This window comes from Paenibacillus peoriae (assembly GCF_022531965.1).
In the GTDB taxonomy this organism is placed as follows: Bacteria; Bacillota; Bacilli; order Paenibacillales; family Paenibacillaceae; genus Paenibacillus; species Paenibacillus polymyxa_D.
The window spans coordinates 3,204,746-3,231,109 of the sequence record NZ_CP092831.1; the positions used below are offsets into that span (position 1 = coordinate 3,204,746).

23 protein-coding genes are annotated in these 26,364 nt (G+C 47.6%); 5 read left to right on the forward strand and 18 right to left on the reverse strand.

What is annotated here, in order from left to right:
* Positions 1-24: 24 nt before the first annotated feature.
* The 11 genes from MLD56_RS13940 to MLD56_RS13990 form a co-directional block, all read right to left on the reverse strand.
* On the reverse strand, positions 25-720 hold the full coding sequence (locus MLD56_RS13940) for a YdcF family protein (RefSeq protein ID WP_029518114.1): 696 nt from the start codon (positions 718-720) through the stop codon (positions 25-27).
* Positions 717-1,274 carry a ribonuclease FAU-1 family protein gene (locus MLD56_RS13945; protein WP_029518115.1) on the reverse strand — a complete coding sequence of 186 codons (558 nt, stop codon included), beginning with the start codon at positions 1,272-1,274 and terminating at the stop codon, positions 717-719. Before MLD56_RS13945 ends, MLD56_RS13940 begins: the two co-directional genes overlap by 4 nt.
* A 165-nt stretch (positions 1,275-1,439) precedes the next feature.
* Positions 1,440-4,100: a PBP1A family penicillin-binding protein gene (locus MLD56_RS13950; RefSeq protein WP_029518116.1), complete on the reverse strand. Its 2,661-nt coding sequence runs from the start codon at positions 4,098-4,100 to the stop codon at positions 1,440-1,442.
* A 190-nt stretch (positions 4,101-4,290) separates the two neighbouring features.
* A complete protein-coding gene (hfq, locus tag MLD56_RS13955) occupies positions 4,291-4,536 on the reverse strand; it encodes an RNA chaperone Hfq (protein ID WP_029518117.1) in 246 nt (81 codons plus the stop codon).
* A gap of 20 nt (positions 4,537-4,556) precedes the next feature.
* Entirely contained in the window at positions 4,557-5,537 is a 981-nt protein-coding gene (gene miaA / locus MLD56_RS13960; protein ID WP_029518118.1) for a tRNA (adenosine(37)-N6)-dimethylallyltransferase MiaA, read from the reverse strand.
* The gene (locus MLD56_RS13965; RefSeq protein ID WP_029518119.1) at positions 5,521-6,369 is read right to left on the reverse strand and encodes a class I SAM-dependent methyltransferase; all 849 of its coding nucleotides are present in this window, start codon (positions 6,367-6,369) and stop codon (positions 5,521-5,523) included. The genes miaA and MLD56_RS13965 overlap by 17 nt, the downstream gene beginning before the upstream one ends.
* A gap of 12 nt (positions 6,370-6,381) precedes the next feature.
* The gene (gene mutL, locus MLD56_RS13970) at positions 6,382-8,556 is read right to left on the reverse strand and encodes a DNA mismatch repair endonuclease MutL (protein ID WP_029518120.1); all 2,175 of its coding nucleotides are present in this window, start codon (positions 8,554-8,556) and stop codon (positions 6,382-6,384) included.
* 63 nt (positions 8,557-8,619) lie between these two features.
* Complete coding sequence (gene mutS, locus MLD56_RS13975; RefSeq protein WP_029518121.1) at positions 8,620-11,439, reverse strand: DNA mismatch repair protein MutS; 2,820 nt, start codon at positions 11,437-11,439, stop codon at positions 8,620-8,622.
* Positions 11,440-11,549: 110 nt separating this feature from the next.
* Complete coding sequence (locus MLD56_RS13980; RefSeq protein WP_193373361.1) at positions 11,550-12,782, reverse strand: putative amidoligase domain-containing protein; 1,233 nt, start codon at positions 12,780-12,782, stop codon at positions 11,550-11,552.
* Between the two features lie 133 nt (positions 12,783-12,915).
* Positions 12,916-13,473 carry an outer spore coat protein CotE gene (locus MLD56_RS13985; protein WP_013310588.1) on the reverse strand — a complete coding sequence of 186 codons (558 nt, stop codon included), beginning with the start codon at positions 13,471-13,473 and terminating at the stop codon, positions 12,916-12,918.
* A 126-nt stretch (positions 13,474-13,599) separates the two neighbouring features.
* Complete coding sequence (locus MLD56_RS13990) at positions 13,600-14,496, reverse strand: LysR family transcriptional regulator (protein ID WP_029518123.1); 897 nt, start codon at positions 14,494-14,496, stop codon at positions 13,600-13,602.
* A gap of 115 nt (positions 14,497-14,611) precedes the next feature.
* Here MLD56_RS13990 and MLD56_RS13995 point away from each other — a divergent pair, with 115 nt between their 5' ends.
* The gene (locus MLD56_RS13995; RefSeq protein ID WP_241113297.1) at positions 14,612-15,928 is read left to right on the forward strand and encodes an amino acid permease; all 1,317 of its coding nucleotides are present in this window, start codon (positions 14,612-14,614) and stop codon (positions 15,926-15,928) included.
* Positions 15,929-15,949: 21 nt separating this feature from the next.
* Here the strand turns inward: MLD56_RS13995 and MLD56_RS14000 are convergent, their stop codons facing one another.
* The 5 genes from MLD56_RS14000 to MLD56_RS14020 form a co-directional block, all read right to left on the reverse strand.
* On the reverse strand, positions 15,950-16,906 hold the full coding sequence (locus MLD56_RS14000) for an aromatic acid exporter family protein (protein ID WP_029518125.1): 957 nt from the start codon (positions 16,904-16,906) through the stop codon (positions 15,950-15,952).
* A 119-nt stretch (positions 16,907-17,025) separates the two neighbouring features.
* Positions 17,026-17,859: an ABC transporter permease gene (locus tag MLD56_RS14005; protein WP_029518126.1), complete on the reverse strand. Its 834-nt coding sequence runs from the start codon at positions 17,857-17,859 to the stop codon at positions 17,026-17,028.
* A gap of 8 nt (positions 17,860-17,867) precedes the next feature.
* Positions 17,868-18,680, reverse strand: a complete 813-nt coding sequence (locus MLD56_RS14010) for an ABC transporter ATP-binding protein (RefSeq protein WP_029518127.1) — start codon at positions 18,678-18,680, stop codon at positions 17,868-17,870.
* The gene (locus tag MLD56_RS14015) at positions 18,677-19,768 is read right to left on the reverse strand and encodes an ABC transporter substrate-binding protein (protein ID WP_029518128.1); all 1,092 of its coding nucleotides are present in this window, start codon (positions 19,766-19,768) and stop codon (positions 18,677-18,679) included. Before MLD56_RS14015 ends, MLD56_RS14010 begins: the two co-directional genes overlap by 4 nt.
* 128 nt (positions 19,769-19,896) lie before the next feature.
* Complete coding sequence (locus MLD56_RS14020) at positions 19,897-21,414, reverse strand: carboxypeptidase M32 (RefSeq protein ID WP_029518129.1); 1,518 nt, start codon at positions 21,412-21,414, stop codon at positions 19,897-19,899.
* A gap of 173 nt (positions 21,415-21,587) precedes the next feature.
* Here MLD56_RS14020 and MLD56_RS14025 point away from each other — a divergent pair, with 173 nt between their 5' ends.
* The 4 genes from MLD56_RS14025 (at position 21,588) to MLD56_RS14040 (ending at position 23,867) form a co-directional block, all read left to right on the forward strand.
* Positions 21,588-22,151, forward strand: a complete 564-nt coding sequence (locus tag MLD56_RS14025; protein WP_029518130.1) for a beta-class carbonic anhydrase — start codon at positions 21,588-21,590, stop codon at positions 22,149-22,151.
* 251 nt (positions 22,152-22,402) lie between these two features.
* Positions 22,403-22,975, forward strand: a complete 573-nt coding sequence (locus MLD56_RS14030; protein ID WP_013310597.1) for a PadR family transcriptional regulator — start codon at positions 22,403-22,405, stop codon at positions 22,973-22,975.
* 154 nt (positions 22,976-23,129) lie between these two features.
* Positions 23,130-23,585: a hypothetical protein gene (locus MLD56_RS14035; RefSeq protein ID WP_029518131.1), complete on the forward strand. Its 456-nt coding sequence runs from the start codon at positions 23,130-23,132 to the stop codon at positions 23,583-23,585.
* 3 nt (positions 23,586-23,588) lie between these two features.
* A complete protein-coding gene (locus MLD56_RS14040) occupies positions 23,589-23,867 on the forward strand; it encodes a YxcD family protein (RefSeq protein WP_013310599.1) in 279 nt (92 codons plus the stop codon).
* A 143-nt stretch (positions 23,868-24,010) separates the two neighbouring features.
* On the opposite strand, the gene MLD56_RS14045 is transcribed toward MLD56_RS14040, so the two are convergent.
* Positions 24,011-24,925 carry an STM4011 family radical SAM protein gene (locus MLD56_RS14045; RefSeq protein ID WP_029518133.1) on the reverse strand — a complete coding sequence of 305 codons (915 nt, stop codon included), beginning with the start codon at positions 24,923-24,925 and terminating at the stop codon, positions 24,011-24,013.
* Positions 24,922-26,340 (reverse strand): STM4012 family radical SAM protein, encoded by a 1,419-nt coding sequence (locus tag MLD56_RS14050; protein ID WP_029518134.1) that lies wholly within the window; start codon positions 26,338-26,340, stop codon positions 24,922-24,924. Before MLD56_RS14050 ends, MLD56_RS14045 begins: the two co-directional genes overlap by 4 nt.
* Positions 26,341-26,364: the final 24 nt, after the last annotated feature.

The window sequence follows — 26,364 nt, forward strand, 5'->3', positions numbered from 1 at the left end:
CGTGCACAAAGCCTTTTCTTTAATTCAGGCAACCCAAGTTTGAGCGCTGATCCACCACCGTTGCAGCGTCCATTTAGCGTATGCCAATACTTCTCTTGATTGATGAATTGGCATATTCAGCACTTTAGATTCCGTCAGAGCCATCTGAGGATGATCAAACTTTAAGAATTGAGCAATCTCCATCGCCCGAGGGCCATGATAGCTATGTGTGATGATCACGGTAGAGGTCCATCCATATTCCTTCATAATGCGCTGGCTATAGAGCAGATTTTCGTAAGTACTGGTCGCATGGTTTTCCAACACAATATGCTGTACAGGGACCCCTCTATCTACCAAATAGCGTTGCATGCCCTCAGCCTCCGTATACGGAAAATCGGGTTTATCCAGTCCACCACTTACAATTAGATGCTGTACCGTCCCGTTGCGGTATAAGCGCAAGGCTTCTTCCAGCCTTTCCTTCAATCCAGGACTGGGCTCAGCCCCCCACATAGAAGCACCTAATACGATACCAATTTGCACTTGCTGGAGCGGAGTGGTAGAGGCGGCCGTATTCATGTTCCACACTCGGATTCCTGCCCATACCAATCCGATCAAAATGAAAATTATCAAAGAAAGTACAAGACGCTTAGTTACCATAGATATTTTCTTAAGGCGACTCTGCCTGCTTTTCAACTCAGGGCGTTGGGGCCCGATGTCTTTAATCCACTGCAAAACTTTCACCGTTCTCTCTTGAAATCACCGTTGTGAAACCATTCTGCTCGGTGTTTCAGCGACATTTTAAAATAAGGGAACACGTGGGCATCTATCTGATGTAACACATCAGCCGCTGTACGGTTAGCCAATTCTGCCTCTTGCGTTGAGATATGCCCCCGTTGTAATGCCTCCTCCAATTCATCCTCATCCACCAGGAAGATTTCACCGTTTTTAAGCACCACAACATCCAAATACAGATCGTCAAACCAAGGGACTCCTTGATCAGTCACACCCTGATTTCGGCAGGTATCAATATACCATTCAACGATTTGCTCCCGATTGTCAAACATAGCAGTCACCACATAGTGCTCACCTTTTGGATAATATTGCAGCCAGGAATATCCTTTATCGGCTATGCAAAACGTATGACCACCGTAACTCTTCCATAACGGCTCCTTGAGACTCAAAATGGTATACAGGGTCATATATCCTGTAAACGCGTCACTTTCTACATACCGGCAAGCAAACTTGCGATTGGTGATTCTGCGCCAGTTGGCCCGGTCTCCGAATTTGCGCTTCATAAATGATGTTCCTCTCCAACATTGGTAAAACCAGCTTACCATATTTAAACTGTACACTCAAAAAGAACCCCTGTATTACAGCAAAAAAGGTATTTTCAGACTGTCAAAACAGTCCGAAAATACCTTTGATTTGAAGCCAATATCATCTTACATAAAACATATTTGCTAATCCCGGTTGTGACGTCCACGATTGGAGTTTGAATGACCGTTGGATTTGCTTTCCTGACTTCCATCCATAATAGCACCTGTGGTAGATGCATCTGTATTTTCTGGATTGGTCATAGTATTTTCATCAGTTATACCTGAATCCGGCGTAGTCGTCTGACCATTCCCCGTATTTGTATCGTTTCCGTTCCCAAAATTGTCGTTACTGTTGCCTGTGCCTCCAGTACCATTTCCATTGTTACCTCCAGGAGACGTTGGAACTTGGTCAGAACCAGTACCGTTATCAGTACCTCCAGGAGTCGTATTCCCCTGGTCTGTGCCGTCCTGACCATCTATATTCTCGCCATTATCCGGTACAGTTCCATCCTGATTAGGATCATTTCCTAGCTGCGGATCTATCGGAGTAGTCTCTGTCGGAATTTCTACACTAATCGTATTCGAAGCTGCGGATTCTTTACCATCCGCTCCATAAGCTACGACATAGTATTGATACGTTTTTCCAGCTACAGGAGACGTATCTTCGCCACTCGTGCCTCTCATCGCCTCCATAATCGTCCTGAAGCTTCCTTCGGAAGACTCTTTACGATAAACACGGTATTGTACATTGTCTCCCTCTGCCGCATTCCAGGACAACGATACAATTTGGGTGTCCTGACTATAAGACCCGCTCAGTCCGCTTGGAGCGGTAGCCTGAACCGGCTCTTCTGGCTTCTGCTCAACTGGTGGTTCATATCCCTTCGGCTCGCTGAATTGCGTAACCGGATGCCCCTTGAGAGCTTCACCCATGACCCTTCCGAAAAAGGCTGCCGACTGCCCACTATAGTTTCTGAGCATATGTTTACTGTCCGGCTTATCATAACCCATCCATACTGCTCCGGTATATTCTGGCGTATAACCGACAAACCAGATGTCCCGGTTACCACTATTACCGCTAATTCCACTTTGGGTCGTACCCGTTTTACCGGCTACAGGCCAGTCAATGCGTGCTTTGCGACCTGTGCCGCTATTGACTACATTTTGCATCATTTTTGTCATTTCATAAGCCGTTTTTTCACTCATTACAGATTTAGTTTCCTCTTCATGAGTATAAACTACTTGATCATCACTATTGTTAATTTGCTTAATAGAATAAGCCTTTTGGAATTGTCCTTTATTGGCAAATGAGCTGTACGCCTGCGCCATTTCAAGGGTATTCGTCCCTTTGCTTAATCCACCCAATGCGATAGCAAGTGAGTGATCGTTTTTGTCCATCGGAATGCCTACGCTCTCGGCAAATTGAACCCCTTTTTCCACACCGATTTGGTTCAGCAACCATACAGGCGGAATATTTTCAGACTTCGTAATCGCGTCGAGCATGCTGATGGTCGACGAGTAACCATGCAAGTTTTTCGGACTGTATCCGTTAAAGCTCTGGCGTTCGTTACTCAAAGGAGTATCCATCGTAAATTTACCGGATTCGAGAGCTGGCGCATAGGCTACAATCGGCTTGAAGGCCGATCCTGGCTGTCTGCGGCTCTGTGTCGCACGATTGAAGGTTCCCTTTTTGTAATCCCGTCCGGGTGCCATCGCGGCAATTCCACCTGTCTGGTTGTTAATAATGACCATCGAAGCTTGAACTGGCTGATCGTCAGGACTTTTTTCGAACATGTCATCATCTGCCATCGCCTGATCCAGCGCATTTTGAGCCTGGGCATCCATTGTGGTATGAATTTTGTAACCGCCAATAATCAGATCATTGCCGCTAACTCCTGGCAGTGCATCCTCTGCCTCATCCATGACGTATTCCATAAAATTTTGATACTTTTGAACTTTTTCTGGTTGTTTGTAATTGTAATTTACAGCCTTGGCCTCTTCCATCTCTTGCTTTCCAATCATCCCCTGCTCAAACATCAGCTGGAGAACCACCGCACGTCGTGCCTTCGAGTTCTCCGGGTTACTGATCGGATTATACTTGGATGGCCCTTTCGGAATAGCTGCCAGTGTAGCAATTTGCCACAATTTTAATTCTTTTAAGTTGGTTTGCCCAAAATAACCTTCCGACGCTGCCTTAATTCCAGAATAGGAGCGTCCAAACCAAATCCGATTTAAGTAGAGAGTAATAATTTCATCTTTAGTCAACCTCCGCTCCAGCGCCATTGCGATGGATACCTCTGTCGCTTTACGGAAAAAGGTTTTGTCACGTGTCAAAAACAAGTTTTTGGCCAGCTGCTGAGTTAGCGTACTGCCGCCCTCCACTGCCGAACGGGCCACGATATCCTTAACGGCTGCCCGACCGATAGACCAAATATCAACTCCTTGATGCTCCATAAAACGCTTATCCTCGGTTGCAATAAAAGCTTTTTTGAGCAAGTCTGGTATTTCTTCACTTTTGACAGGATCACTTTTTTGCACAGACAACTCACCCATGAGCACACCGTTGCGGTCATAAACCTTTGATGTCTCATTCACTGTAATTTTGTCCTTGTTCGCATCGTAAATTTTTTCGCCATTTACCATGACAAATAAATAGCCACCAAGTGCGCAAAATATAGCTACCGCCGCGGTAATAAACAGCGTCCATCCAATTCGCTTACCTGTAATTTTCTTTTTCTTGCCCTTCGGCTTCTCTTTAGATGTGTTTCTATTGCGATTGCCGGATCTGGACAATGAATCGTTTGGCATTCCCCTGACTCCCTTTCGCGAATAATCATATGGTACCTAACATAAGCTTAAAGCTTGCTGTCGGCAACTTGAAAGTAAACGGAATGAAAAGAACAACCCTGATCAGGTTGCTCCCGGTCACATTCCTATACAGTTAGACGAGACGGACGCCTGAAAAGTTTCATGAACCCGGACGACCGTCAAGCCGTAATCAGTTATCGCTAGCGCTATCCTGTTGCTGTACAAGCGATACATTGCGTTGCGGTGTAAAGGTGGAGATGGCATGCTTGTAAATCAGCTGCTGCTTTCCATCCGAGTCGATCACAATCGTAAAATTGTCAAATGCTTTAATCGTCCCTCGCACCTGAAATCCATTGATGAGGTATACCGTTACAGGTATAGAATCCTTGCGCAATTGATTCAGAAACGTATCTTGGATATTAATGGACTTGTTCATTTTAGCCGTACCCCCAATAATCATTTGGATTGTTTTGAAGTATATTCAAGGTCTGTCCGGAACTTTCCTGCTATAATTTCGTGTATTTGGGCTGCATGAGCAGAAAAATTTCCGAAATCAGTGACATCTACCCACTGGATATCCTTCATATGGCGAAACCACGAGAGCTGTCGCTTCGCAAAATGACGCGTATCCCGTTTTAGCCAAGTCACCGCCTCTTCCAAAGACACCTCTCCCCGCAGGTAGGAGGATATCTCTTTATAGCCTAGACCTTGCATGGAGATGGCATCGCTTCGCACTCCCCGTTCCATTAAGGAGGTTACCTCAGCAACAAGCCCTTGATCGAGCATCCCGTCAATTCGGTCTTCAATACGTTTATATAGCATTTGCCTATCCATTGTCAAACCTACGATGCAGAGTTGGTAGGGAGATTCCTTTTTTTGACTGGCAAGTTGAGAGCTAAGTGTCGTTCCGCTAACATGGTAAATTTCCAGTGCCCGAACGACACGACGACGATCATTAGGATGCAAACGAAGTGCACTTTCGGGATCAACCGCCTGTAGTCGCGCATGAAGCGCGTCAGCTCCAAACTGTTCGGCATAGTCCAGCTGCTCCTGACGAAAAGCTTCGTCAGCCCCTACCTCGGAAAACTGGTATTCATAGCAGACTGATTCTACATATAAACCTGTTCCGCCTACGATAAACGGTAGCTTTTCTCTAGATTGAATATCAGGTATGAGACGACGACAGTCCTCCTGAAATTGGGCTACTGAATATGGGTATTCAGGCTCATGAATATCAATTAAATGGTGCTTGATTCCTTCCATTTCCTGTTCGGAAATTTTGGCAGTTCCAACGTCCATATGACGGTATACCTGCATGGAATCCCCGGAAATAATTTCCGCGTCAAATTGTCGAGCCATCTCAATGCTTAGTTTCGTCTTGCCAACCGCAGTCGGGCCAACAAGAACGAGTAGTTTAGGCTTAGGTGCCACTGTCAATATCGATCACTCCGTACACTGTTTTCGTTGTGCCCCGCTGCTCTACACGGAAGCCGAGGCGGGCAAATTCCCCGCTACCCCGTTTTTCTTTTAATACAATTGTTTTTCGTGCAATCCGTTTCGCATGAACAATACTTTCCTCACTCAACGCGTCTGGATTTGCCAACCCTCTCAATGGACCAATTGCGCTGGAATCGAGCAACGGATCACGAAACATAGGGTCAAAATAAATAATATCTATACTGCGATCCGGCAAACTACGCAAATAGTCCAAATGATGACCAAAACGAACGTCAATGTTGGAAAAGGCTTTATCTACTTCAGCGTTGCCGGAACGGTAATGCCTCATTCCATCCTTGATTAAAGCGTAGACGGGGAAAGAACTCTCCACAGCCGTGACTTGTCCAGAGCTTCCCGTTCCAATTGAAAATAGAAGAGAATCCGTACCAAGTCCTGCAGTGCAATCCAGCACGGTATCACCCGGGACGATCCGGGCAGCCGTCAACATCGGGTCAGGTTCACCCTTTAATACCCGTTTGGCGCGAATGAAGCCCATACTGGGGTGAAAAGCCATCGGTGGTTGTTCTGGGCTAATCAGCCTTACTCCGCCCTGCACCAGAACCAACGCTTGACGGACTCTGTGAGCCGCAATTAGCTTAGCTACCGATATGCCACGACGAGGGGCATACAGCGCCCCTAACTCGGCTGCAAGCAACTTCGCTCGCTCCACAACCTCAGCCGAGGGGGAATCCCCTGTCGTGACGAGTAATTCGACTTGCTTTTCCCGTAGGCTCGACTGCTCTTCTTCACGGTTTTCCCGATCCTGCAACATATATATACTCCCTTACATTACTCTTTTAAACAGCTTCTCTAAATCATATGTGGAAAAGGAAACCACAATAGGTCGCCCATGAGGGCAAGTATAAGGTTGTTTGCACGCTGCCAAACGCTCTAGCAGCACAATAGCCTGCCGATCAGTCAGCTTCTGGTTTGCTTTAATCGAAGCCCGGCAGGAGCACATGATTGAGGCTGCTTCCCGCAGCTTAGCAAGATCAATGGCTCTTTCCTCCAGCACCCATCCGGCCATTTCCTCAATGACATCCGCTTCTTCCCCTTGGGGAAGCCAGTACGGGTAAGAGCTGACACGGAAGGTTTGACCGCCAAAATGCTCCAGATACACCCCTGCCTGTTCAAACCAGTGCAGCCTTGTTTTCAACTTTTCCGTTTCGGAAGGCGTAAAATCCAGTGTAATTGGCAGTAGCAGCTCCTGCGATACTGACTCGGGATTGCCGAATTTTTCATAATAAAATTCATAATTGACTCGTTCATGTGCGGCATGTTGATCAATTAAATACAAGCCCTGGTCGTTCTGCGCAATCAGATATGTCCCATGGTGCTGACCGATTAAATTCAGTTCAGGAAAAGTAGGCAGCTCTGGAACTTCTCCCGACACTGCTGCCAATTGCTCCGCATCCAGACGTTGCTGGCGCGGCTTCTGATCCGCGAAATGACGGGAATCTGTAGCTTGTCCTGCAATCGGCGGCATAGAAGATGGGTAAGCAGCAGAAGCAGCTGTTTCCTGTATCCCTCCGCTGTATAAGGTAGTTGTGCCTATTGCGGCATTATCTCCTTCGGACGACTGTACGGTCGCCCCATCAGGAAGCGGCACTTCCCCTTTAACTTCACTCCCGTTGTTTTCTTCCACAAAATCTGCATCCAGTTCATCATCATTAATACTTTTACCTGAAAGATTGTTTGCCCGTCCAATGGCTGAGAGACTATCCCTGCTCGGACGTTGCTCACGCTCCTGGCTACCCCTGTTATTCTCTTCGTTCCTGTTCAAGTAATTGGATTGGCGCGATTCCTGGCTCTCCGGCGAAGTCACGGAAGGTGGCAGTGCTCCCCCTCGGTCTTTGCCGGAAGGAGCATCCCCTTCCGCACCATTTCCCTTCGAGAAGTGAAACTGCTCCTGCACAAACGAGCCACTGTCCTTGCCACCGATCTCGCGCTTGACTGCCTTCGGAATCAGCACTTGCTGCCCTAAGACAGCTTTTACCGAATCTTCAACCAGCTGAAACAGTTCAGCTTCTTTACTAAACCTTACCTCCAGCTTGGCAGGATGAACGTTAACATCCACCAAAGAAGGATGCATTTCCAGTTGGATCACAGCCAGCGGAAAACGATTGATCGGCAATAAGGTATGATATGCCTTGAGCAACGCCTGATTAAGCCCGTAGCTACGCACAAAACGTCCGTTCACTACTGTCGAGATCGCATTGCGATTTGATCTCGTCCACTCTGGGCGACTGACATAGCCACTAATTCGGTAATCCAGGCTCTCTCCTTCTAGCAGCAGCATGGATTTCGCCGCAGAAGTTCCGTAAATAGCGGCAATCACCTGCAGCAAATCACCATTGCCCAGCGTTTGCAGCAATGTATTGCCATTATGCCGCAATGTGAAGGCCACTTCCGGGTGCGAAAGCGCCATTCGGTACAATACATCCGAAATGTGTCCCAGCTCGGTCTGGATTGTTTTCATATATTTCAGCCTTGCAGGTGTATTATAAAACAGCTCCCGTACGGTAAAATCCGTCCCTTGCCTACTAGCAGCATCCTCGTGAAGCAACAGCTTACCGCCTTCAATCACTAATTTACGGGCACGCCCGTCATCTCCGGCTGCTGTAAGCAACTCTACTTTCGATACTGCCGCAATACTTGGCAACGCCTCTCCCCGGAAGCCGAGACTTGTGATCTGAAACAGGTCGCGACCATGTCCAATTTTACTTGTCGCGTGCCGATAGAATGCCGTTTCCACGTCTTCAGGCTCAATGCCACTTCCATTATCCGTCACCCGGATACTTTGCAAGCCGCCCTCTTCTACCCATACGTCCACCCGCGTACCGCCTGCATCAATCGCATTTTCCACCAGTTCCTTCACGACGGAGGCTGGACGCTCCACGACCTCACCGGCAGCAATCTGGTTCGCAATATGTTCATCCAGTACCCGAATTTTAGACATCCTTTTAACCTCCTCCTGACTTCAAAGTGTGATGAAAAATAAGAATAATGTCACTTATTTTAACTACAGGCCATTGGCCTTATTTTTAAGATCATTTAATAGCTGCATTGCCTGTAAAGGAGTCATATTCATGACATCAGCATTCTTCACCTTGCGCAAAATTTGGCGCACAATTGGATTCGTCTCTACTGTCTCTGCGTGGGGCTTGGAGGTGGCAAGCTCCTGCTCTCCAAAAATGGACAGCTGTACCACTTCGGTTGCTCCTTGCTCCAACCTGCTGGAATCCTCCACAGTCTGTAGAGTATCTTCTTTTACCAGGGTCGCCTGCTGTGATAAAGACTGAGCTGATGATGCAGTTTCTCCGCTTTCTCGCAATGTCTGGCCTGAATTATATTTGGTCAAAGAAGAAATATCCTCTGTCCCTGAAACTGTACGAAGATCAGTCCCTTCCTTCCCTCCTACTACTATCTCGGTACCTGCCGTTACTTGAGCCGCTGCCTGTTCAAAACCATTCAGCAGTCCATTCGCTCGCTCAATAATGTTATTGGGCAAGCCTGCAAGCCGAGCACAATAAATACCATAGCTACTGCTAGCCGCTCCCGGTATGAGCTTGCGCAGGAAATTCACTTTGTCGCCGCTTTCCTGCACGGCCATAGAGTAATTTCGCAGCGAAGACAGGCCTTGCTCCAAATGCGCCAGCTCATGGAAATGCGTGGATACCAGTGCCTTACAGCCGATCGTGTCATGGACAAATTCGATGACTGCCTGTGCAATTGCCATTCCTTCACTGGTAGACGTACCTCGTCCCAGTTCATCAATAATGATCAAGCTTCGCGGAGTTGCCTTGTCCGTCATTACTTGGATATCTGCCATTTCGACCATAAACGTACTCTGCCCGCCGATAAGATCATCCGCTGCGCCGATCCGTGTGAAAATGCGATCCAGCATCGGCACCTTGGCACGTGCAGCAGGGACAAAACAGCCAATTTGAGCCATAATTGCAATAAGTGCGACCTGACGCATATACGTACTTTTCCCAGCCATGTTCGGCCCGGTGATAAGTAGAATATGCGCATCCGCTTCCTCCAATACCGTGCTGTTGGCGATAAAACCGCCATCTTTCATTACAGCCTCCACCACGGGATGGCGACCCTGCTCCACTACGAAATCATATCCTGTAGTCAGCTCAGGTTTCACGAATCCCCGTTCCGCGCTAACCGATGCCAGCGACTGATACACGTCAATTTCAGCCACTTGCTCTGCCAGCTTTTGCAAACGGGGAATTTCAGCGTTTAGTTTACTGCGAAGCTCGGAGAAAAGCGTATACTCCAGATCAACCATTTTATCCTCGGCTTCCAGAATTAGAGATTCCTTTTCCTTCAACTCCGGTGTAATATACCGTTCCGCATTCGCCAACGTCTGTTTGCGTTCATATCGACCTTCTGGTAATGAGGCCAAATTGGATTTGGTCACCTCGATATAATAACCAAATACTTTGTTATATCCAATTTTAAGTGACCGAATGCCGGTTGCTGCACGTTCCTTGGCCTCTAGCTCAGCGATCCAACGTTTACCGTTCACACTCGCCTCGCGCAGTTCGTCCAGACGCTGATGGTAGCCTTCCTTAATAAGACCTCCATCCCTTACGGAAATCGGCGGTTCATCCGCCACCGCTTCCTCAATCAATGTACACAGGTCTGTACAGCTATCCAGCGTTTGTGCAATCTGTCTCAGCGTCTTCGAAGGAGATTCAGCGCACAATTCGCGTAAAGAAGGAATTCGGACCAGCGACAGCTTGAGAGCGATCAGATCACGTGCATTAGCACTACCAAAGGCAATCCGCCCAACCAGACGCTCCAGATCGTAAATCTCTTTAAGCTGAGCACGTACATCCTCTCGGAAAATAAACTGGTGGTATAGCTTGTCCACCGCCTCCAAGCGTTCCTCAATAAGACTGCCGCTCAACAACGGCTTGTCGATCCAACGACGCAACAGACGCGCTCCCATGGAAGTCTCTGTGCGATCCAACAGCCACAGCAGCGAGCCTTTCTTGGAGCGTTCACGTACTGTCTCCACCAGTTCCAGATTCCTGCGGGTAAATGGATCCAGAATCATAAAATGGTTTGGCTCATATACGGAGATTTGGGTCAATTGGCCTAACGATCTTTTTTGCGTTTCATTCAAATAGGAAATCAAGCGTGATACGCACCGTCTGCGTTCCTCCGTAAGCCTTGCCCACGTGGCTTCGCCAAATTGATCCCGAACCAAATCATCCTTGGATTTGTCCCAGGCCGTATACACAACACGCCGTCCAACGGGGGACATACGGGAAGCCACAAAATCAAGCAGATGACCATCCCCCAACATTTCGGACGGCTCATAAATGTTTATTTCATCTAGTAGCCATTCTTTCGAATCAGGCACAGAGGTCACATACAATTCACCTGTTGACAAGTCGCACGCCGCAAGAGCCAGCATCCCGTCCGTCTCTGTGACACATACCATGTAGTTGTTGGATTTATCACCCAGCACCTTGCCTTCCATTACTGTACCCGGGGTCACAACGCGGACAATATCCCGCCGCACCATCCCCTTCGTAGCTGAGGCTTCCTCCATTTGCTCACAGATGGCCACTTTATAACCTTTCTCAATGAGGCGCTGTATGTAATTTTCCGCTGAATGATAAGGCACGCCGCACATCGGAATTTTTTCCGTGGCGCCACCCTCACGACCCGTAAGTGTAATTTCCAGCTCCTTGGATGCAAGAATTGCATCATCGAAAAACATCTCGTAAAAATCTCCCAGACGGAAAAACAAAAATGCATCTTTAGCCTGCTCTTTTATGGATAAATACTGCTCAATCATCGGTGTATATTTAGACATACCGTTTACTAACCCCCACACTTTGTTCCGTTTAAACTTATAATTATCTCTCATTATATCAAAAATGACAGTCGATAACATGAAACCATTCCTGGTGTCGACACTTGATTTTACGTAAGCTTCCAAAAGGGGCGCAAATCCCGTGATTCATCCCACTGCTTCCCCTTGCGGAGGCTGTCCAGCAATGGCGCTACATAAGCTTCATATTGCGAGTATATTTCCAGTGAAACCATATCCAAAATAAGAGGTTCCATATACTCCTTAAGCACAAATTGATTTCCTTCATAAAAGGCTCTGTGAGCCTCCTCTTCACCCAGCGGCCTACGTTGCAAACGCGGATATTGAGTAGCAATAAGAAACGCCATACCAATCACACCTTTCGCTAGCTGTGGCGAGATAAGAAAACTGGGCAGTGTACGATATTCAAAGCCTCCATACGACTGACGTCGAAAATCACCCAAATTGCCATAATGCGGTCTGCGCCGGGCCGCACGCTTGTCTTCCAGTAGCGCCAAAGGCAGTGCCAAATAGTTATCCAGTGCCCGGAGCAAGGCACCGTTTAGCGCAACCCCGCTGAAATGCAGATGTCCGCCCAGTGGAAAACCCGGTTGCGGCATCCCCCCCGCCTGCCAGATGAGTGTGCGGTCGGTAATGCGCCGGGCTGCGGTTGCAAAAGCTTGACGCAGGTGCTTCAGCAGACGGTCCGGATCTCCACTCGGCGCTGGACGAAGCTCAGCGACTGGATACAGCGTTCGTCCTCGACGCGTAACAGCATCGCAGCCGGCTATGCCGAGACGACCCAAATATCTTGAGGCCGGCACGACCCGTCCCTCTGGCATACGAATCAGCACAAATTCAGGGTCCATTCCGATGAGTAGTCGATCTCTCCCTCGTTGCGCTGAAAGATTCTCACCCTCAACATCCCCTTCGCGCGCAGCAATTTCATATAGCGTGGCCAAACGTCTATCGTTCAACCATGGCTGTGCCGAGACTTCGCGCACCTGACAGCTGCGCTCCCCCAGCGGAGTCAGCATCACCTCACCACTGTCCAAACCCAGTGTATACAACGCACGTACAGCTAGCCGCTCCATCCGGACATAGAGCGGTGAATGTTGATCCAGTTCAGACAGATCGTATGCGCGGACTTTGGAAGGGCCTTCGATGGCACGCCTACGAATCTCCAATACTCGCAGTTGATGGATTTGCACCGCGTAGCCTATCGCAAAATCTGCTATACTGCTATCCATCCACTGCACCGCTATGCCTGAACGCTCCAGTCTACGCTTTTTTTCATCATTTGGCATCTGCCTGAAGCGTATGAGCGCCTGTCCTGGCTGCTGCATTATATCCCCCCTACGAACTACGTACGGATTTCAATCCAATTTCAACCCGCAACAACAAAAAAGGAGGGCCTTTGCCCCCTGCGCAGAATCAGCCGGCGCAAGAGTAAAGCGGCCCTCTTTTTGGTTGCTTCTGTCAGAGCTCGTCGTCAATGAGGTCGGGGTCGAGCTCCTCATAGTCCCCCTCTTCCGCTCCAAAATCAAAGTCTTTGTCAAAATCATCGCTGCTGCCATTCGGGAATACTTCTACAACAATCTTCGTTTCCGCCACCAGCTCCACCGCAAATTCCCGCTCGACCCGGATCATTACGCTGCCACCTCCAGAAGACACACTGGCCTCGACGCAACTCGGCTCCTGTGTAGCTTCGGCGGATACTTCCACTGTAGACGCCCGGTGCTTCGGATCAAGATACGAGAGCGGCACATTTTCTACGTACGACACCGTTTCCTTGGCAACATCGGTCTGCGAGTTTTTATCGTATGAGTACCAAATATTGATATCATACGTCCCGACGACCTCAATGCCGTCCCCCGCCGCCACAGCTTCATACTGGTGGTTAATAATCCATGCCCCTAAAATGCTCGTCGGATTATTCGGCGGAGTTACGGTATGGGTTACGGTAGAGAATCTGCGACCTTTACCACAGATCGCTTTGGTAATAATCTCTCTACGATTTTTATGACTTAATGCCATTCTTGAACCTCCTCCATACAATCAATCATTCCATACATATGTATGCAGGTTGTGGGCGAATGTTGAGTGAATAGGCGAAAAGGAAAAAATATTATTTGTATAAGCATATGCCGTGATGGCTTGAACTCATGCACGCCAATGTGTTACATGCTGCTCAACGATCTGTAAAAATTCGCTAAGAGCCGGGGATTTCCACTTTTTCGTGTGATAAGCGACCTGAGTAGCCACCTGCTGTTCACTGTCATCCCAGGCTAAACGCGCCATTTTACCTTCTCGCAGCTCATTTTGTACCGTTACTAGCGGGAGCAACGCAATACCCAGCCCAGCCATGACACACTGCTTGATGGCTTCAATACTCCAAAATTCCAGGCTAGGGTCTGAAAAAATACCGTGTTTATTCAGATACTGCTCAAAAAGGATACGGTACGTACATCCTGCCTCTGTATGCAAAATGGTTTCATCCTTCAAGTCGGCAGGCTCTACCTGGGTATAGGTAACCAGCGAATGCTCGAGTGGCGCAACCAAGGCCATCGGCTCGTGAATAAGCGTGGTGACATTCAGTTCTCTATCCTCTGTCTCGGGCTGAAGCAAAAAAGCCAAATCCAGCTCACCGGAACGGATCAAATCGCGTAATTCCCAGCATTCGCCGGGTTTGAGGACAATTTTAACCTTCGGATACCGCTCCCTGTACTCACGGATCAAACTCGGTAGACGAAAAGCGGCCAGAGACTCTGGTGCTCCTATTTTCAGCGTGCCTGCCAATTCCGTTTCTGAACGAAGCGCATCCTTAGCCATAGCATGCATCTTGGAAATTTCCTGCGCATAGGGCAGCAGACGTCGCCCGGCATCCGTCAGCATGATTTTCTTGCCAATGCGATCAAAAAGCGGCGTACCCAACTCAGTCTCCAGCGTTTGAATTTGAGCAGTGATACTCGACTGTGCATAATCCAGTATACGCGCTGCTCGCGTAAAACTGCCTGCCTCAACTACATTTAAAAAGGTAAACAAATGCCGCGATTCCATAATCCGCTCCTTCAATCGTTTTTTTCGATGCAAGCAATCGTTATATTCCGTTTTTCCGATAGATTGATTATCTGATAAGCTGGAGAAAATAACAATAGAAAGAAGGCTTTTCTGCATGACAAGTGAAAGTAAACTTCAATCCACCATTGGTCTTCCACAGGCCATTGCACTCTATATCGGAGCTGTACTGGGTTCGGGAATATTGATTGTGCCTGGTCTTGCCGCCCAAATGGCGGGACCGGCATCGCTGCTGGCATGGGGTTTTATGACCCTGCTCATCTTGCCAATGGCACTTTCTATGGGTCTTCTATCCGCCAAATTCCCGAATGCGGGTGGAGTATCGCATTTTGTCACGTTGGCCTTTTCACCACGTACCGGTGCTTATATCGGGTGGTTTTTTCTCATGTCAGTTCCGATTGGGGCTCCTGTTGCCGCACTCACCGGAGCCGGCTATATGACCGCAGCCATGGGCTGGGGAGAGGAAAGCCGCATGATGTTAGCCGCTGCTATGCTGGCGGTGGGCCTGATCATCAATTGGATCGGCATGAAGGTCGCGGGACGTATTCAGATCGCAGTCGTCATAGCTATCGTTGCTGTCCTTATATTCGCCATTGCCGCAGCACTTCCTCAGATGAAAACAATCCACTTCACCCCGTTTGCTCCACATGGCTGGCTCTCCGTCGGTCAAGCGGCCGCGATTCTGTTTTGGTGCTTTATCGGTTGGGAGGCCGTGTCCCATATGTCAGAGGAATTCACTAATCCCCGGCGGGCGGCCGTTAGAGGTGTGACCATTGCAGCCGTCATTGTTGGTTTGCTTTATTTCTTAACAGCGCTGGCTACTGTGGGCACACAAAGTTACCTTGCAGGGGGTTCGGATGCTTCGCTCGTATGGGTGATTAGCCGGGCTATTGGGCCATGGGGCGCGATAATTGCAGGCTTGACGGGTATCTTTATTTGTACCGCTACTATTATTGCTTATGTGGGTGCCGCTTCACGTGTCGCTTATGCTTTATCCCGGCAAGGACAGGCCTTTCGCTGGATGGGCATGTTATCCCAACGATTCCACACCCCTATCGGAGGCATTGCTTTTCTTAGCGTCTGCTTCGTGATCATTATGGTGTTGTACGGTAGTGGTACTGTTTCACTCACTAACCTGATCCAGTTCCCGAACGCCACCTTTATTCTGACCTATCTCGGCGGTTGCGCAGCAGGAATTAAACTTCTACGTGGTAGTCGCTGGGGCGTTGCCATTAGTTGGATATCGTTTATCTCTACAGCGGTCGTTTTCCCCTTTGTCGGATGGGCTATGCTGTATCCTTGCCTGATCACCGCTGTCTTATGGATCACAGACCGAATTCGGCACAAACGGACTTTAAACCATCCGGCTTCTACCGACACTGAACAAGAAAAGGCTACTGTCCGTCATGGATAGTAGCCGCTCAAGGCCTTTACTCTAATTTCTTACTGGAGTAGGGGCCTTGTCCTTTTTCGCAATTTTCAAATACTGATGAAGCTCATGTGTAAGCTGTAATAATGCCGAACGAATCTCAAATTCCTCCCGGGTTGCGGGAAGCTCCATGGCTTTAAATTCTTCACGAACCTGCTCCAGCAGCTTCTCGGTCTGTCCCGTATAATGTCCAGCCAAAACGTCATTGCTAAGCTGGTCGAACAGCTCAGCCAGAAGCTTGGCCTGCGGCATATGCTGATACATTTGTGCGATCAACTGCATCATGTTTTGGATCGAATCCAGCTGTTCTTTTCGCATATAAAAATACACATTCCAGCCCTCTTGGGGACGAAGCATCTGATTTTCCAAGGAACGTCCCGCCTCAGTGACCCCTTTGGCTATCACGCTGTTCGCTTCAATAACTTCCTTGCCATCCCATATGTATGCTGGACTACGCAGCGTATTGGCCATATTTCTGAATATAACAGAAAATGTCCGATCTACCTCCTGCCGAATTTGTTGCATGGTATTATCAGAACCCGGCATATAGGCTAAATTGACAATCATTGCGGAACCCAGTCCAATCACTAGCAGACCTAGCTGGGTCAGCAGTACCTCCATATCAATCACGCCGCCGCTGAATACGCGAAAAACCACGACCGAACCGGTGACAATCCCTTCTTTAAAGCCCACCCGTACAATGACTGGAAACGCCGTTAAAATATATAATGCCAGTACCCAATCATGGAATCCGAATACTACAAACAAAACACAAGCAAAAAGAAGCCCCACGACGGATGCAAAAAATCTCGCCGAAATAGTACGGAGACTTCTCTTGCGTGTGACATCCACCCCCAAAATCGCTAAAAGCCCTGCTGAGGTAGCACCATGAATGCCAAAACCCTCCGCAATAAGTACGGCCATTAATGCGGCAATAGCCGTTTTAATCGTACGAAAGCCCATGAAAAAATTCTGTCCTCTCTGGATGAAATCTGTTTTAGCATTTTCATAAATTTTAAGTATTTTCATTTTTCATGGTACTTTATTTTCACGTTTTACACAAATGTTCAGAACTTTTATTATTACCGATGAGGACGACCCGAAAGCAGGCGATGCTCCACATACACGACCGCCTGATACATCAGAGTAGCTACGACAGCAATGATCAACAAACTGGACATAACCAGCGTGAAATTGAATACCTGAAAACCATAGATAATCAAATAGCCTAAGCCGTTTTTAGCCACCAGAAATTCACCAACAATCACGCCAACCCATGCCATACCCACATTCACTTTTAGTGTAGAGACAATTGCAGGAAAGGATGCAGGCAAAATCACCTTTTGAAACGTATCACGGCGTGATCCGCCAAACGTGCGAACCACTTTGATTAGATTCGAATCGACTTCCTGAAAGCTGTTGTATACGACTAGTGTCGTAATGATGACCGTAATGGAGAGGGTTGTCATTAGGATAGCAGTAAATCCCGCCCCAAACATAACGATAAAAATTGGACCTAGCGCCACCTTAGGCATACTGTTGAACACGACCATATAGGGGTCAAGCACCCTCGACAAAAACGGTGACCACCAAATAAGTACAGCCAGCAACGTACCAAACAGTGTACCCAGTAAAAACCCCGCCATCGTCTCTCCCACGGTGACACCTACATGTCCCCATAATTCACCACTGACCGCATCCTTACCGATCTGGGTGAAAATTTTGCTCGGATAGCTGAACAGCAGTACATCAATCCACTTCAATCGACCTGCAATTTCCCATAATACAAACAAAAGCAGTAAAATAGCTGTCTGTACCCCTGTCACTAACCATCGTTGCGAACGCCTGCTGCGTAAATACGCCTGATGTAGTCCTTGAATCCAACGTTGCTCAAGCTGATCCGCTTCGTCCTTCATACGTTAACTCACTCCTTTGCTCCCGAAGCCTCCAGTTCACCCCATATTTCATGAAAAAGCTCATTAAAACCCGGCTGCTCGCGTGCATAAAAAGGCTGAGCTTCTCGGATGCAATCCGGAATTTCGAAGGTACGTCGGACATGACCAGGATTTCGACCCATCACTATAATCCGGTCACTGACCGCAATGGCTTCGGCCAAATCATGTGTGACTAAAATAGCCGTCTTCCTCCGCTCGCGCAAGGTTTCCGCAATCAGATCTTCCAGCTGTAGCTTGGTTTGATAATCCAGCGCGGAGAACGGCTCATCCAGCAGCAGCAATCCCGGATTGGTCGCCAGCGTCCGTACCAGCGCCACGCGCTGGCGCATTCCCCCAGACAACTGGGATGGATGCAGATGCTCCTTCCCTCCCAGACCCATGCCTTCCAGTAACAGCCTTGTCTGCTCACGTGCAGCTTCATCTACTCTGTTGGCTAGTTCCAGACCCAACAATGCGTTCTCCATGATCGTCCGCCACGGGAACAGATAATCCTGCTGCAGCATGTAACCAACTTCTGGACTCGGCCCACTTACCGGCTGACCTTGCAACATGACTAGGCCTGCCGCTGGACGCAGTAGCCCTGCGATCATGGACAGGATCGTCGTTTTGCCGCAGCCGCTTGGGCCGACCAAGCTGACAAACTCCCCTGTCTCTACGGAAAAATCAATATTCTCAACCGCCAGCGAAGCTTCACGATCCGTTACATAGACATGCGTCACTTGCTCCAGTCTCACCATCGGTCTTGTCGCGTCCGAAGTTAGATCACTCCGTTCCTCCATCATGACGAACCTCCAGCATCGACACCTGCATCCGTAGATTCAGTTGTGCTCTTTTTCACAGGCGGTTCAGTATTTCCGGTAGAATTTGACGAAATCGCTTGTTGTGCAAAACTTGGGTTCACTAGCTTATCCAGTGCAACTGGACTTTTAAGCTCCCCTGCCGAGGTCATGACATCCTGTAAGTTCTTCCATTCCTTTTCCTCAATCATCGGGTTCAAAGCATAGGTGCTCTGTTCCTTATATCGCTTGATACTACTCGTCAAAATAGCTAAATCTGTATCTTTAAAATAGGGCGTGATTGCTTCGGCAATCTGTTCAGGTGAATGCGTAGCAATCCACTGTTGTGCCCGATATACAGCATTTGTAAATTTCTGTGCAGCCTCGCTATTTGCCTTCAGGTAGCTTTGCTTAGCCATATATACCGTATACGGCAATTCGCCGCTCTCCACACCGATAGAGGCAACTACCCGCCCACGACCTGCCTTTTCAAAAATAGATGCCTGTGGCTCAAATAGCTGTACATAATCCCCTGTACCCGAGCCGAAAGCAGAGGCAACATTAGCAAAATCAATATTTTGAATCAGCTTCAGATCCTTATGAGGATCAATGCCGTGTTTGCGAAGCGTAAATTCAAGTGACATTTGCGGCATTCCGCCCTTGCGTTGCCCCAAAAAATTTTGTTCTTTCAGCTTTTCCCATGCAAAGTTATCTTGCGTTTGACGGGCAAACAAAAAGGTTCCATCCTTCTGTGTCAGTTGGGCAAAATTAATGATAGGGTCCTCTGCTCCTTGCTGATACACATAAATAGATGTTTCCGCGCCGATGAGCGCGATATCCGCCTGGTTGGACAACAACGCCGTCATCGCCTTGTCCCCCCCGGGAATCGTTGCCAATTGGACATCCAGTCCCTCCTGAGCAAACATTCCCTGGCTCAAGGCTACATACTGCGGCGCATAAAAGACCGTACGGGCTACCTCGCCTAGTCTGATCTCAATTGTCTGCTCCCCCCCTTTGGGGGTGCACCCACTGAGCAACAGTAATCCGAGTAGTGCCGCAGCCACCACAGCTTTGAAACGAGCGCCGTTTTTCATCCTTATTCCCTCCCCACCTTTTTACATCCGTTGACTTCATATATTGTTATGCGGTTGTCGATATATTGGTTAATTGCACAAAAAAAAAACCACGTTCGCCCGGGAACGTGGGGAAGATGGCATATGATTTACAGCTTGTATATGGAGGTATATTTCTCTTCCAGGTAGTCGGCGAGATAATCCGGGTTCAGATCTTCACCTGTAATGGCTACAATCAACTCGGAAGGCGTCCGGCTCTTGCCGTAACGGTAAATACGTTCGGTCAGCCATTGCTTGATCGGCTCAAGTTCTCCAGCAGAGATTAATTCATCTAGATTTGGTAACTCTTTGCGTAATGTCGCCAAAATTTGTGCTGCATACATATTGCCAAGCGAGTAGGAAGCAAAATAGCCAAAATCACCACCGGACCAGTGAACGTCTTGAAGTACGCCCAGTCCATCATTCGGTGGAAGTAACCCTAGGTATTCCTTATATTTCGCATTCCACACCTCAGGGAGACGCTTCACATCCAGCTTTTCATTAAACAACATTTTTTCAATTTCATAACGGATAATGATATGTAAATTATATGTTAGCTCATCCGCTTCAATACGAATCAGTGAATTTTCCACACGGTTGACTGCCCGATAGAATTGATCTGCCGTAACCTTTGCCAAGCGATCAGGAAAATGCTTTTGCAAATCATCGTAATACCGATCCCAGAAAGCACGACTGCGTCCGATTTTATTTTCCCACAAGCGGGACTGGGATTCATGAATCCCCATAGAGGTTCCTCCCGACAGTAGTGATCCTGCTAGCTCAGGAGCAATATTTTGTTCGTACAGCGCATGGCCTCCTTCATGCAACGAGCTGAAAATAGCACTAGTTACATCATCTTGCAGATAATGTGTTGTTATACGCACATCACCTGGATTTAATCCTGTTGCGAAAGGATGTACGCTCTCATCCAAGCGACCTGCGTCAAAGTCATACCCCATCTGACCTAATATGAACAGGCTGAACTTCTCCTGCTGCTTCACATCAAACACACCATCTAAAAAGCTCTTATCCGGCTGGTTCGGTGAAGCCTGAATTTTAGACAATAGTGGCACAAGGCGCTTTTTGAGACGATCAAACACAGCATCCAGTTTTTCAACCGTCATCCCCGGCTCATATTGATCCAAAAGCGTGTCATACTCTGTATCCTTAATCCCCCAGTAGCCGATAAATTCACGCTTCATGTCTACGATTTTAGACAAGTAGGGTTCAAATCCGACAAAATCGCTATGTTCCTTTGCGTCCTCCCACTTGCTCTCTGCCTGCGCTGCGAGAATGCTATAATCCCGGTATCGGTCTGCCGGAACCGAACGATTCAGGTCATAATTTTTACGGCATTCCTCCACCAATCTGCGATCATTGTCTTCCAGTTGCTCCAGCTTATCTACTGTGGCAAAAAATTGCAGCAATTGTCCCATTTCATCCGAGATCATCAGCTTGAACATTTCAGTGGACAGCATACCCAACGTCTCCGACCGAATGTCAACACCCTTGCGCGGAGCACCAGTTCGTAAATCCCAGTGCAGCAGACCTACTGCTTCGCCATAACTACTGATTTTGTGTGAAAGCTCCTTTAAAGCCGTCAATTGATCCAACGTCTGTTGCGCCATATTTTAGGTCACCTCTTTAACTTAAAATGGATAAAACTTTACAATACCTATACTTGATGATACTTATATTAAAAAGTATAATCAACACACAACATGTACGACCAGCTCCTAAGACCTAAAATAAACGTTGGGCTGTACATATCAAACTTTAATAGAATCTGGAGGGAACAATCGTGAATCACATCAAAGAAATTTTAGAGTACAATCGTGTTTTCGTAGAAAACAAAGAATACGAGGCCTATAGAACGGGCAAGTTCCCCAATAAAAAAATGGTTATTATCACTTGTATGGATACACGGCTAACGGAGTTACTCCCGAAAGCCATGAACCTGCGCAACGGTGATGTGAAAATCATCAAAAATGCGGGTGCTATTATTTCACAGCCCTTTGGAAGTGTAATGCGCAGTGTGCTAGTCGCCCTGTATGAGCTGGGAGCAGACGAAGTCGTCGTTGTAGGTCATTATGAGTGCGGCATGGCTGCATTAAATGCAGACCACATGGTCAATGAAATGCTCGATCGCGGAATTTCTCAGGAAGTGCTGAATACATTAGAAAATTCAGGAATTAAGCTAAATAAATGGTTAAAAGGTTTTGACAACATTGAAGAAGGGGTAAGAACTACCGTGAAGCTTATTAAAAATCACCCGCTTCTCCCTCCTAATGCCCCCGTTCACGGCATGGTTATTCATCCAGATACAGGAGCGTTAACACTTCTCGTTGATGGAAATGAACAGTAAATAGGATACGCTTCGGCAGAAGGTTACCAGGGTAGTTTAAGCTCGTACATACGAGCTTAAACTACCCTTTTTTATGAAAAAAAGCACATATACGTGGAGAATGACAAGAGTCAATTTTGGCTAACCTGTGAACGACCTGACTGAAAGTTGTCAAACCATACAGTTTCAGTGTACACTTTTCATGAAGCTGCAGAATAGCTGCCGCAGTGCTGTTACAACCGTTACTATGATGGATGAAGGAGATAAGATCTATGAATTTACTATCGTATGGTCTGTTGGGGCTTCTCGCAAGAGAGGAATCCTCCGGCTATGATCTGATGTTGCGTATCCAGCCTTTTTGGCAGGCCAAGCACAGTCAGATCTATCCGCTACTGGCCCGTATGGAGAGCAAGGAACTGCTAGCCTCCCGTTGGATTCAGCAGTCCGACAAGCCTGATAAGAAAATGTATACCATTACCGACAAGGGAATCCATATGCTTCAGCAATGGTCCCAGGAAGCGTTAGCTGCTCCGGTTACACGGGATGAATTAAGTCTTCGACTGTTCTGTCTTTGGTTAACGGACAAAAGTAGTGCCAATCGTATGCTGGAGGAACGCAAACGTCATTTTATTCAGAAAATCCAGCATCTTGAGGATATCCTGAACGATATTCCTGCAGAGAATTTACATTTTGGCAGTAAGAACTTTGGTGACTATATTTTAGTACAAAAAGGACTTTTGAATGCTAAAGCAGGTCTGGAATGGTGCCAAATGGTTCTGCGTATGCTGCTTGCCGGTGATGTCAGTGCTGACACTAATCCGTTTTCACTTAAGCCGCAAAGCTGAATGTTTTAGCCAATCCATGCATAGGATTTATGGGACGTTATTATTTAATTTTTTAAAAATTAAAATTCTTTGAAACCCTTTTCCATGCCATTCGTATTACTGGTAAGCGGTTGTTTGACCTATAAACAAATTTACTAAGGGGGATTATATTTACATGAAAAAAACATTCACTTTGAAAAATATGATGATGCTGATGATGGCTTTTACCCTACTCATTGCTATGATCGCACCATCTACAGCTGACGCAAGGCGAGGCGGCGGGTTTAAATCCGGGCCTAAATCATACCAATCTACACCAAGCAAGGCGAGTGACAGCAATGGCATTAATAAATCAGATAGCGGAACCAAGTCAGGGGCTACTGCTGGTAATACAAACAGAACTGGTGGATTCCTTGGCGGTGGCGGCGGATTCCTGAAGGGTATGATGCTAGGCGGTTTGGCAGGTATGCTCTTCGGTGGATTGTTCGGCAACATGGGCGCATTGGGCAGCTTGCTTGGCCTTGCCGTTAACGTTCTTGCCATTTACGTCCTGATCATGGTCGGAGTAGGTATCTACCGTGCTATTAAAAATCGTCGCAGACCAGATGATTCCCGCGGAGGACGTTACTAAGCTATGATTTTGAGTATGGATGAGATTGTCAACGCTATTTGCTTGCATATGGCTGAACGTAAAGGTGTCCAGCCCACGGATGTGACAGTAGAACTAAGCTGGGAAGAGGATACAGGTTATTCAGCAGAAGTCCATGTACAGGGCCGCAGTCAATATCTGGTGGAAGCCAATATGATTGAAGCCATTCTGAGATACCTATATTCCGAATACAATATTCGTGCCTATCGCGAACAAATCAGATTGGATCTGGATGAAGAAATTACTGCTATTGTCCAAACTTGATTATTTCGCATAGAACAGTCGTATAGAGTTATTATAAAACAAAAGAACCGACCTTTGCTTGAGGGCAAGGGTCGGTTTTTTTGCTCGTTTTTCTAATAGATATTAGTTGCTATAGCATTACATTTAGACACGGACGTTCCTTGCTATATGGATTCATTTGCTCTATGAATAGTTTGTCTGCTAAATGATGGAACCGGAGATAGCTGTACCTGCGGCACCCTTTCGAGTAAGCCACTACCGTACATTTCCCGAAATGGCTGCTCTTCCATATGAATGTAGCCGATATAGCAGCCGCATTCTTTCATCCGGCACGGACGTTTGCCACTCAGGCCCTCAAGACCATCCCTATATAAGTGTCCAAGCACCCGTCGATCCTGATAGCAGTGTTTTACTCTTCCGTCACCCTGGACATAAAATACATCTTCACCGGCGCGACATGCCCGTCCCTGACTGCTATAATCCTTTAAATTCCATTGAAAATAGGGGTCGATCGCAGTTAATTCAGTAACTTCAGCATCTGTATAATAATGGGGACGATCCTTGTAGGCGTTGATCCACAAATAAACATCCGTTGGAAGTTGCGATCTTAAGGAACGAATAGCTGGGAATGCTTGTCTTAACCCGACGGTACCGACACTATAGGAAATACCAAGTTCATATAGCTTCATAGCCTGCGATATAAAAACTTGCTCTTTCGTCTCTCCAGGGTGATATGTAGCCCACAGCGCAGCAGTCTCCGGGTTCAGTTCTTTCGTCCAATCCAGCTTAGTCGAGAGATTCGTCTGTACCGCCACTTTTTCCACATGCGCCATGTGGGAAAGCTCAATCATGGTCTTGTGATACCAGGAATGAATCAAGGCTTCTCCATACGGATTAAAAAAAATAGAGAGACGATGCCCCAAAGCGCCCTGTTCCCGTACCCAATCAGCAAAACGTTCCAACTGGGCCCGATCCTTGTTCAACGTTTCCCGACTATCAACGTTTTTACTGAACGGGCAATAAGGGCAAGCATAGTTGCACGAGGTCAACGAACCACGATAATATAAGGTCGCTCTCATGCTCCTACATATCCTTCCATACGCTCACGTACTGACGTGGAGATCATCCAGTCCCCAATCGCATCGGAATAGGCCATTCCTTCCTCTGTAAGTCGCAGCGTGCCCTCCTCGACGACAGCCATACCGGATTCCAGCAGCAACGACATTCCTGTAAAATCGTCCGAGAGGGATACACCGAAGCGCTCTGCATAGGCCGATAGCTCCAAACCTTCCCGATGAAGAAGCGCCTTCAGGATAAAGCGCCGCTTACTCTCATCCTGATTTAAAATAAAGCCGTAGTCAGCCAGATCATGACGTTCCGCAGCAACATAATCTGCGATAATGCTACGCGTAGCTGCTGCACTAACCCCATAACGGCTGGCATAGTGGACATTGCGTGTATAGGAGCGTGCACCACACCCCAGACCAGCCATACCTTCCTCCTGACAACTGTAGGGCAAAAGTTCTTTGCTGGATATACCATCATTTTTAGCAAAACGGCGCATGGAGTATTGTACATATCCTGCTTGTTTGAGCCGTTCGCGCGCCACTTCATACAAGCTTAGGCGAATATCATGATCCAGCCCGGTATAGCCTGGCTTTAAAATCGTATTTTCTCGAATATATAACGGATAAAGAAATATCTCTCCTGGCGAGTAAGACAGGGCTTCCTCTAAAGAATACAGCCAGGTTTCCACCGTTTGACCAGGCAAGCCATAGATCAGATCCACGTTCAGCAAAGGAAAGTTGTATTCCACCAGCCGCTCAAGTGCTTCTCTAACAAGTTTGGGCTTCTGAGGTCGGTATATGGCGGCACTTTCTGATTCCACAAAGCTCTGAATTCCCATGCTGACACGATCTGTCCCGCGGCGCTTGAGCACCTCCAACCTGTCCTCAGTTACAGTATCGGGAGAGGTTTCCACCGAAATAGAAGCTCGCTTAGGGTCCAGTCCCATCATATTTTCCGCAATGTCAAACAAGCGCTCCACCAAAGGAGCCTCCAGTAAGGTCGGTGTACCGCCGCCGATCGCAAAACGTGAAAAAGGCCGACGGCCCATAATGGGTGCCCACTGCTTGGCTTGTCTTTCTAGCGCATCTACATACTCCTTATGTACATCCAGACGCTTGTCCGGCAAAGTGAACAGGTTACAAAATCCACAGCGAGCCGCGCAAAATGGAATATGCATATACAAAAAATAGCTTTCTAACTCCTCCTTCTCCCACAACTCTTGTAATGAGAGTGGTGTATCAAACGGACGATAGGCCGTTTTATGCGGGTAAGAGTACAGATAGGAGCGATAGGGAGCTTCACGGATTGTGCGTGCCCATTCAGCAGGAGTTTCAGGCCACTGAAACCTAGACAGTGCTAAGTTTGTGTCTATCTCCGGGGCTGGCGCATCCGCTGGATGCGAGTGATTCAGATTCATGGCTTTCATTTCTGCTCCTTCCTCGCGCTGGAT

What these genes read in the sequence shown, in the direction of transcription:
- MLD56_RS13945 (WP_029518115.1), bottom strand. Translation starts at nt 1,274, where the DNA reads ATGAAGCGCAAATTCGGAGACCGGGCCAACTGGCGCAGAATCACCAAT.
- MLD56_RS13950 (WP_029518116.1), bottom strand. Translation starts at nt 4,100, where the DNA reads ATGCCAAACGATTCATTGTCCAGATCCGGCAATCGCAATAGAAACACA.
- hfq (WP_029518117.1), bottom strand. Translation starts at nt 4,536, where the DNA reads ATGAACAAGTCCATTAATATCCAAGATACGTTTCTGAATCAATTGCGC.
- MLD56_RS13965 (WP_029518119.1), bottom strand. Translation starts at nt 6,369, where the DNA reads ATGTTGCAGGATCGGGAAAACCGTGAAGAAGAGCAGTCGAGCCTACGG.
- mutL (WP_029518120.1), bottom strand. Translation starts at nt 8,556, where the DNA reads ATGTCTAAAATTCGGGTACTGGATGAACATATTGCGAACCAGATTGCT.
- mutS (WP_029518121.1), bottom strand. Translation starts at nt 11,439, where the DNA reads ATGTCTAAATATACACCGATGATTGAGCAGTATTTATCCATAAAAGAG.
- MLD56_RS13980 (WP_193373361.1), bottom strand. Translation starts at nt 12,782, where the DNA reads ATGCAGCAGCCAGGACAGGCGCTCATACGCTTCAGGCAGATGCCAAAT.
- MLD56_RS13985 (WP_013310588.1), bottom strand. Translation starts at nt 13,473, where the DNA reads ATGGCATTAAGTCATAAAAATCGTAGAGAGATTATTACCAAAGCGATC.
- MLD56_RS13990 (WP_029518123.1), bottom strand. Translation starts at nt 14,496, where the DNA reads ATGGAATCGCGGCATTTGTTTACCTTTTTAAATGTAGTTGAGGCAGGC.
- MLD56_RS13995 (WP_241113297.1), top strand. Translation starts at nt 14,612, where the DNA reads ATGACAAGTGAAAGTAAACTTCAATCCACCATTGGTCTTCCACAGGCC.
- MLD56_RS14000 (WP_029518125.1), bottom strand. Translation starts at nt 16,906, where the DNA reads ATGGGCTTTCGTACGATTAAAACGGCTATTGCCGCATTAATGGCCGTA.
- MLD56_RS14005 (WP_029518126.1), bottom strand. Translation starts at nt 17,859, where the DNA reads ATGAAGGACGAAGCGGATCAGCTTGAGCAACGTTGGATTCAAGGACTA.
- MLD56_RS14010 (WP_029518127.1), bottom strand. Translation starts at nt 18,680, where the DNA reads ATGATGGAGGAACGGAGTGATCTAACTTCGGACGCGACAAGACCGATG.
- MLD56_RS14015 (WP_029518128.1), bottom strand. Translation starts at nt 19,768, where the DNA reads ATGAAAAACGGCGCTCGTTTCAAAGCTGTGGTGGCTGCGGCACTACTC.
- MLD56_RS14020 (WP_029518129.1), bottom strand. Translation starts at nt 21,414, where the DNA reads ATGGCGCAACAGACGTTGGATCAATTGACGGCTTTAAAGGAGCTTTCA.
- MLD56_RS14030 (WP_013310597.1), top strand. Translation starts at nt 22,403, where the DNA reads ATGAATTTACTATCGTATGGTCTGTTGGGGCTTCTCGCAAGAGAGGAA.
- MLD56_RS14035 (WP_029518131.1), top strand. Translation starts at nt 23,130, where the DNA reads ATGAAAAAAACATTCACTTTGAAAAATATGATGATGCTGATGATGGCT.
- MLD56_RS14040 (WP_013310599.1), top strand. Translation starts at nt 23,589, where the DNA reads ATGATTTTGAGTATGGATGAGATTGTCAACGCTATTTGCTTGCATATG.
- MLD56_RS14045 (WP_029518133.1), bottom strand. Translation starts at nt 24,925, where the DNA reads ATGAGAGCGACCTTATATTATCGTGGTTCGTTGACCTCGTGCAACTAT.
- MLD56_RS14050 (WP_029518134.1), bottom strand. Translation starts at nt 26,340, where the DNA reads ATGAAAGCCATGAATCTGAATCACTCGCATCCAGCGGATGCGCCAGCC.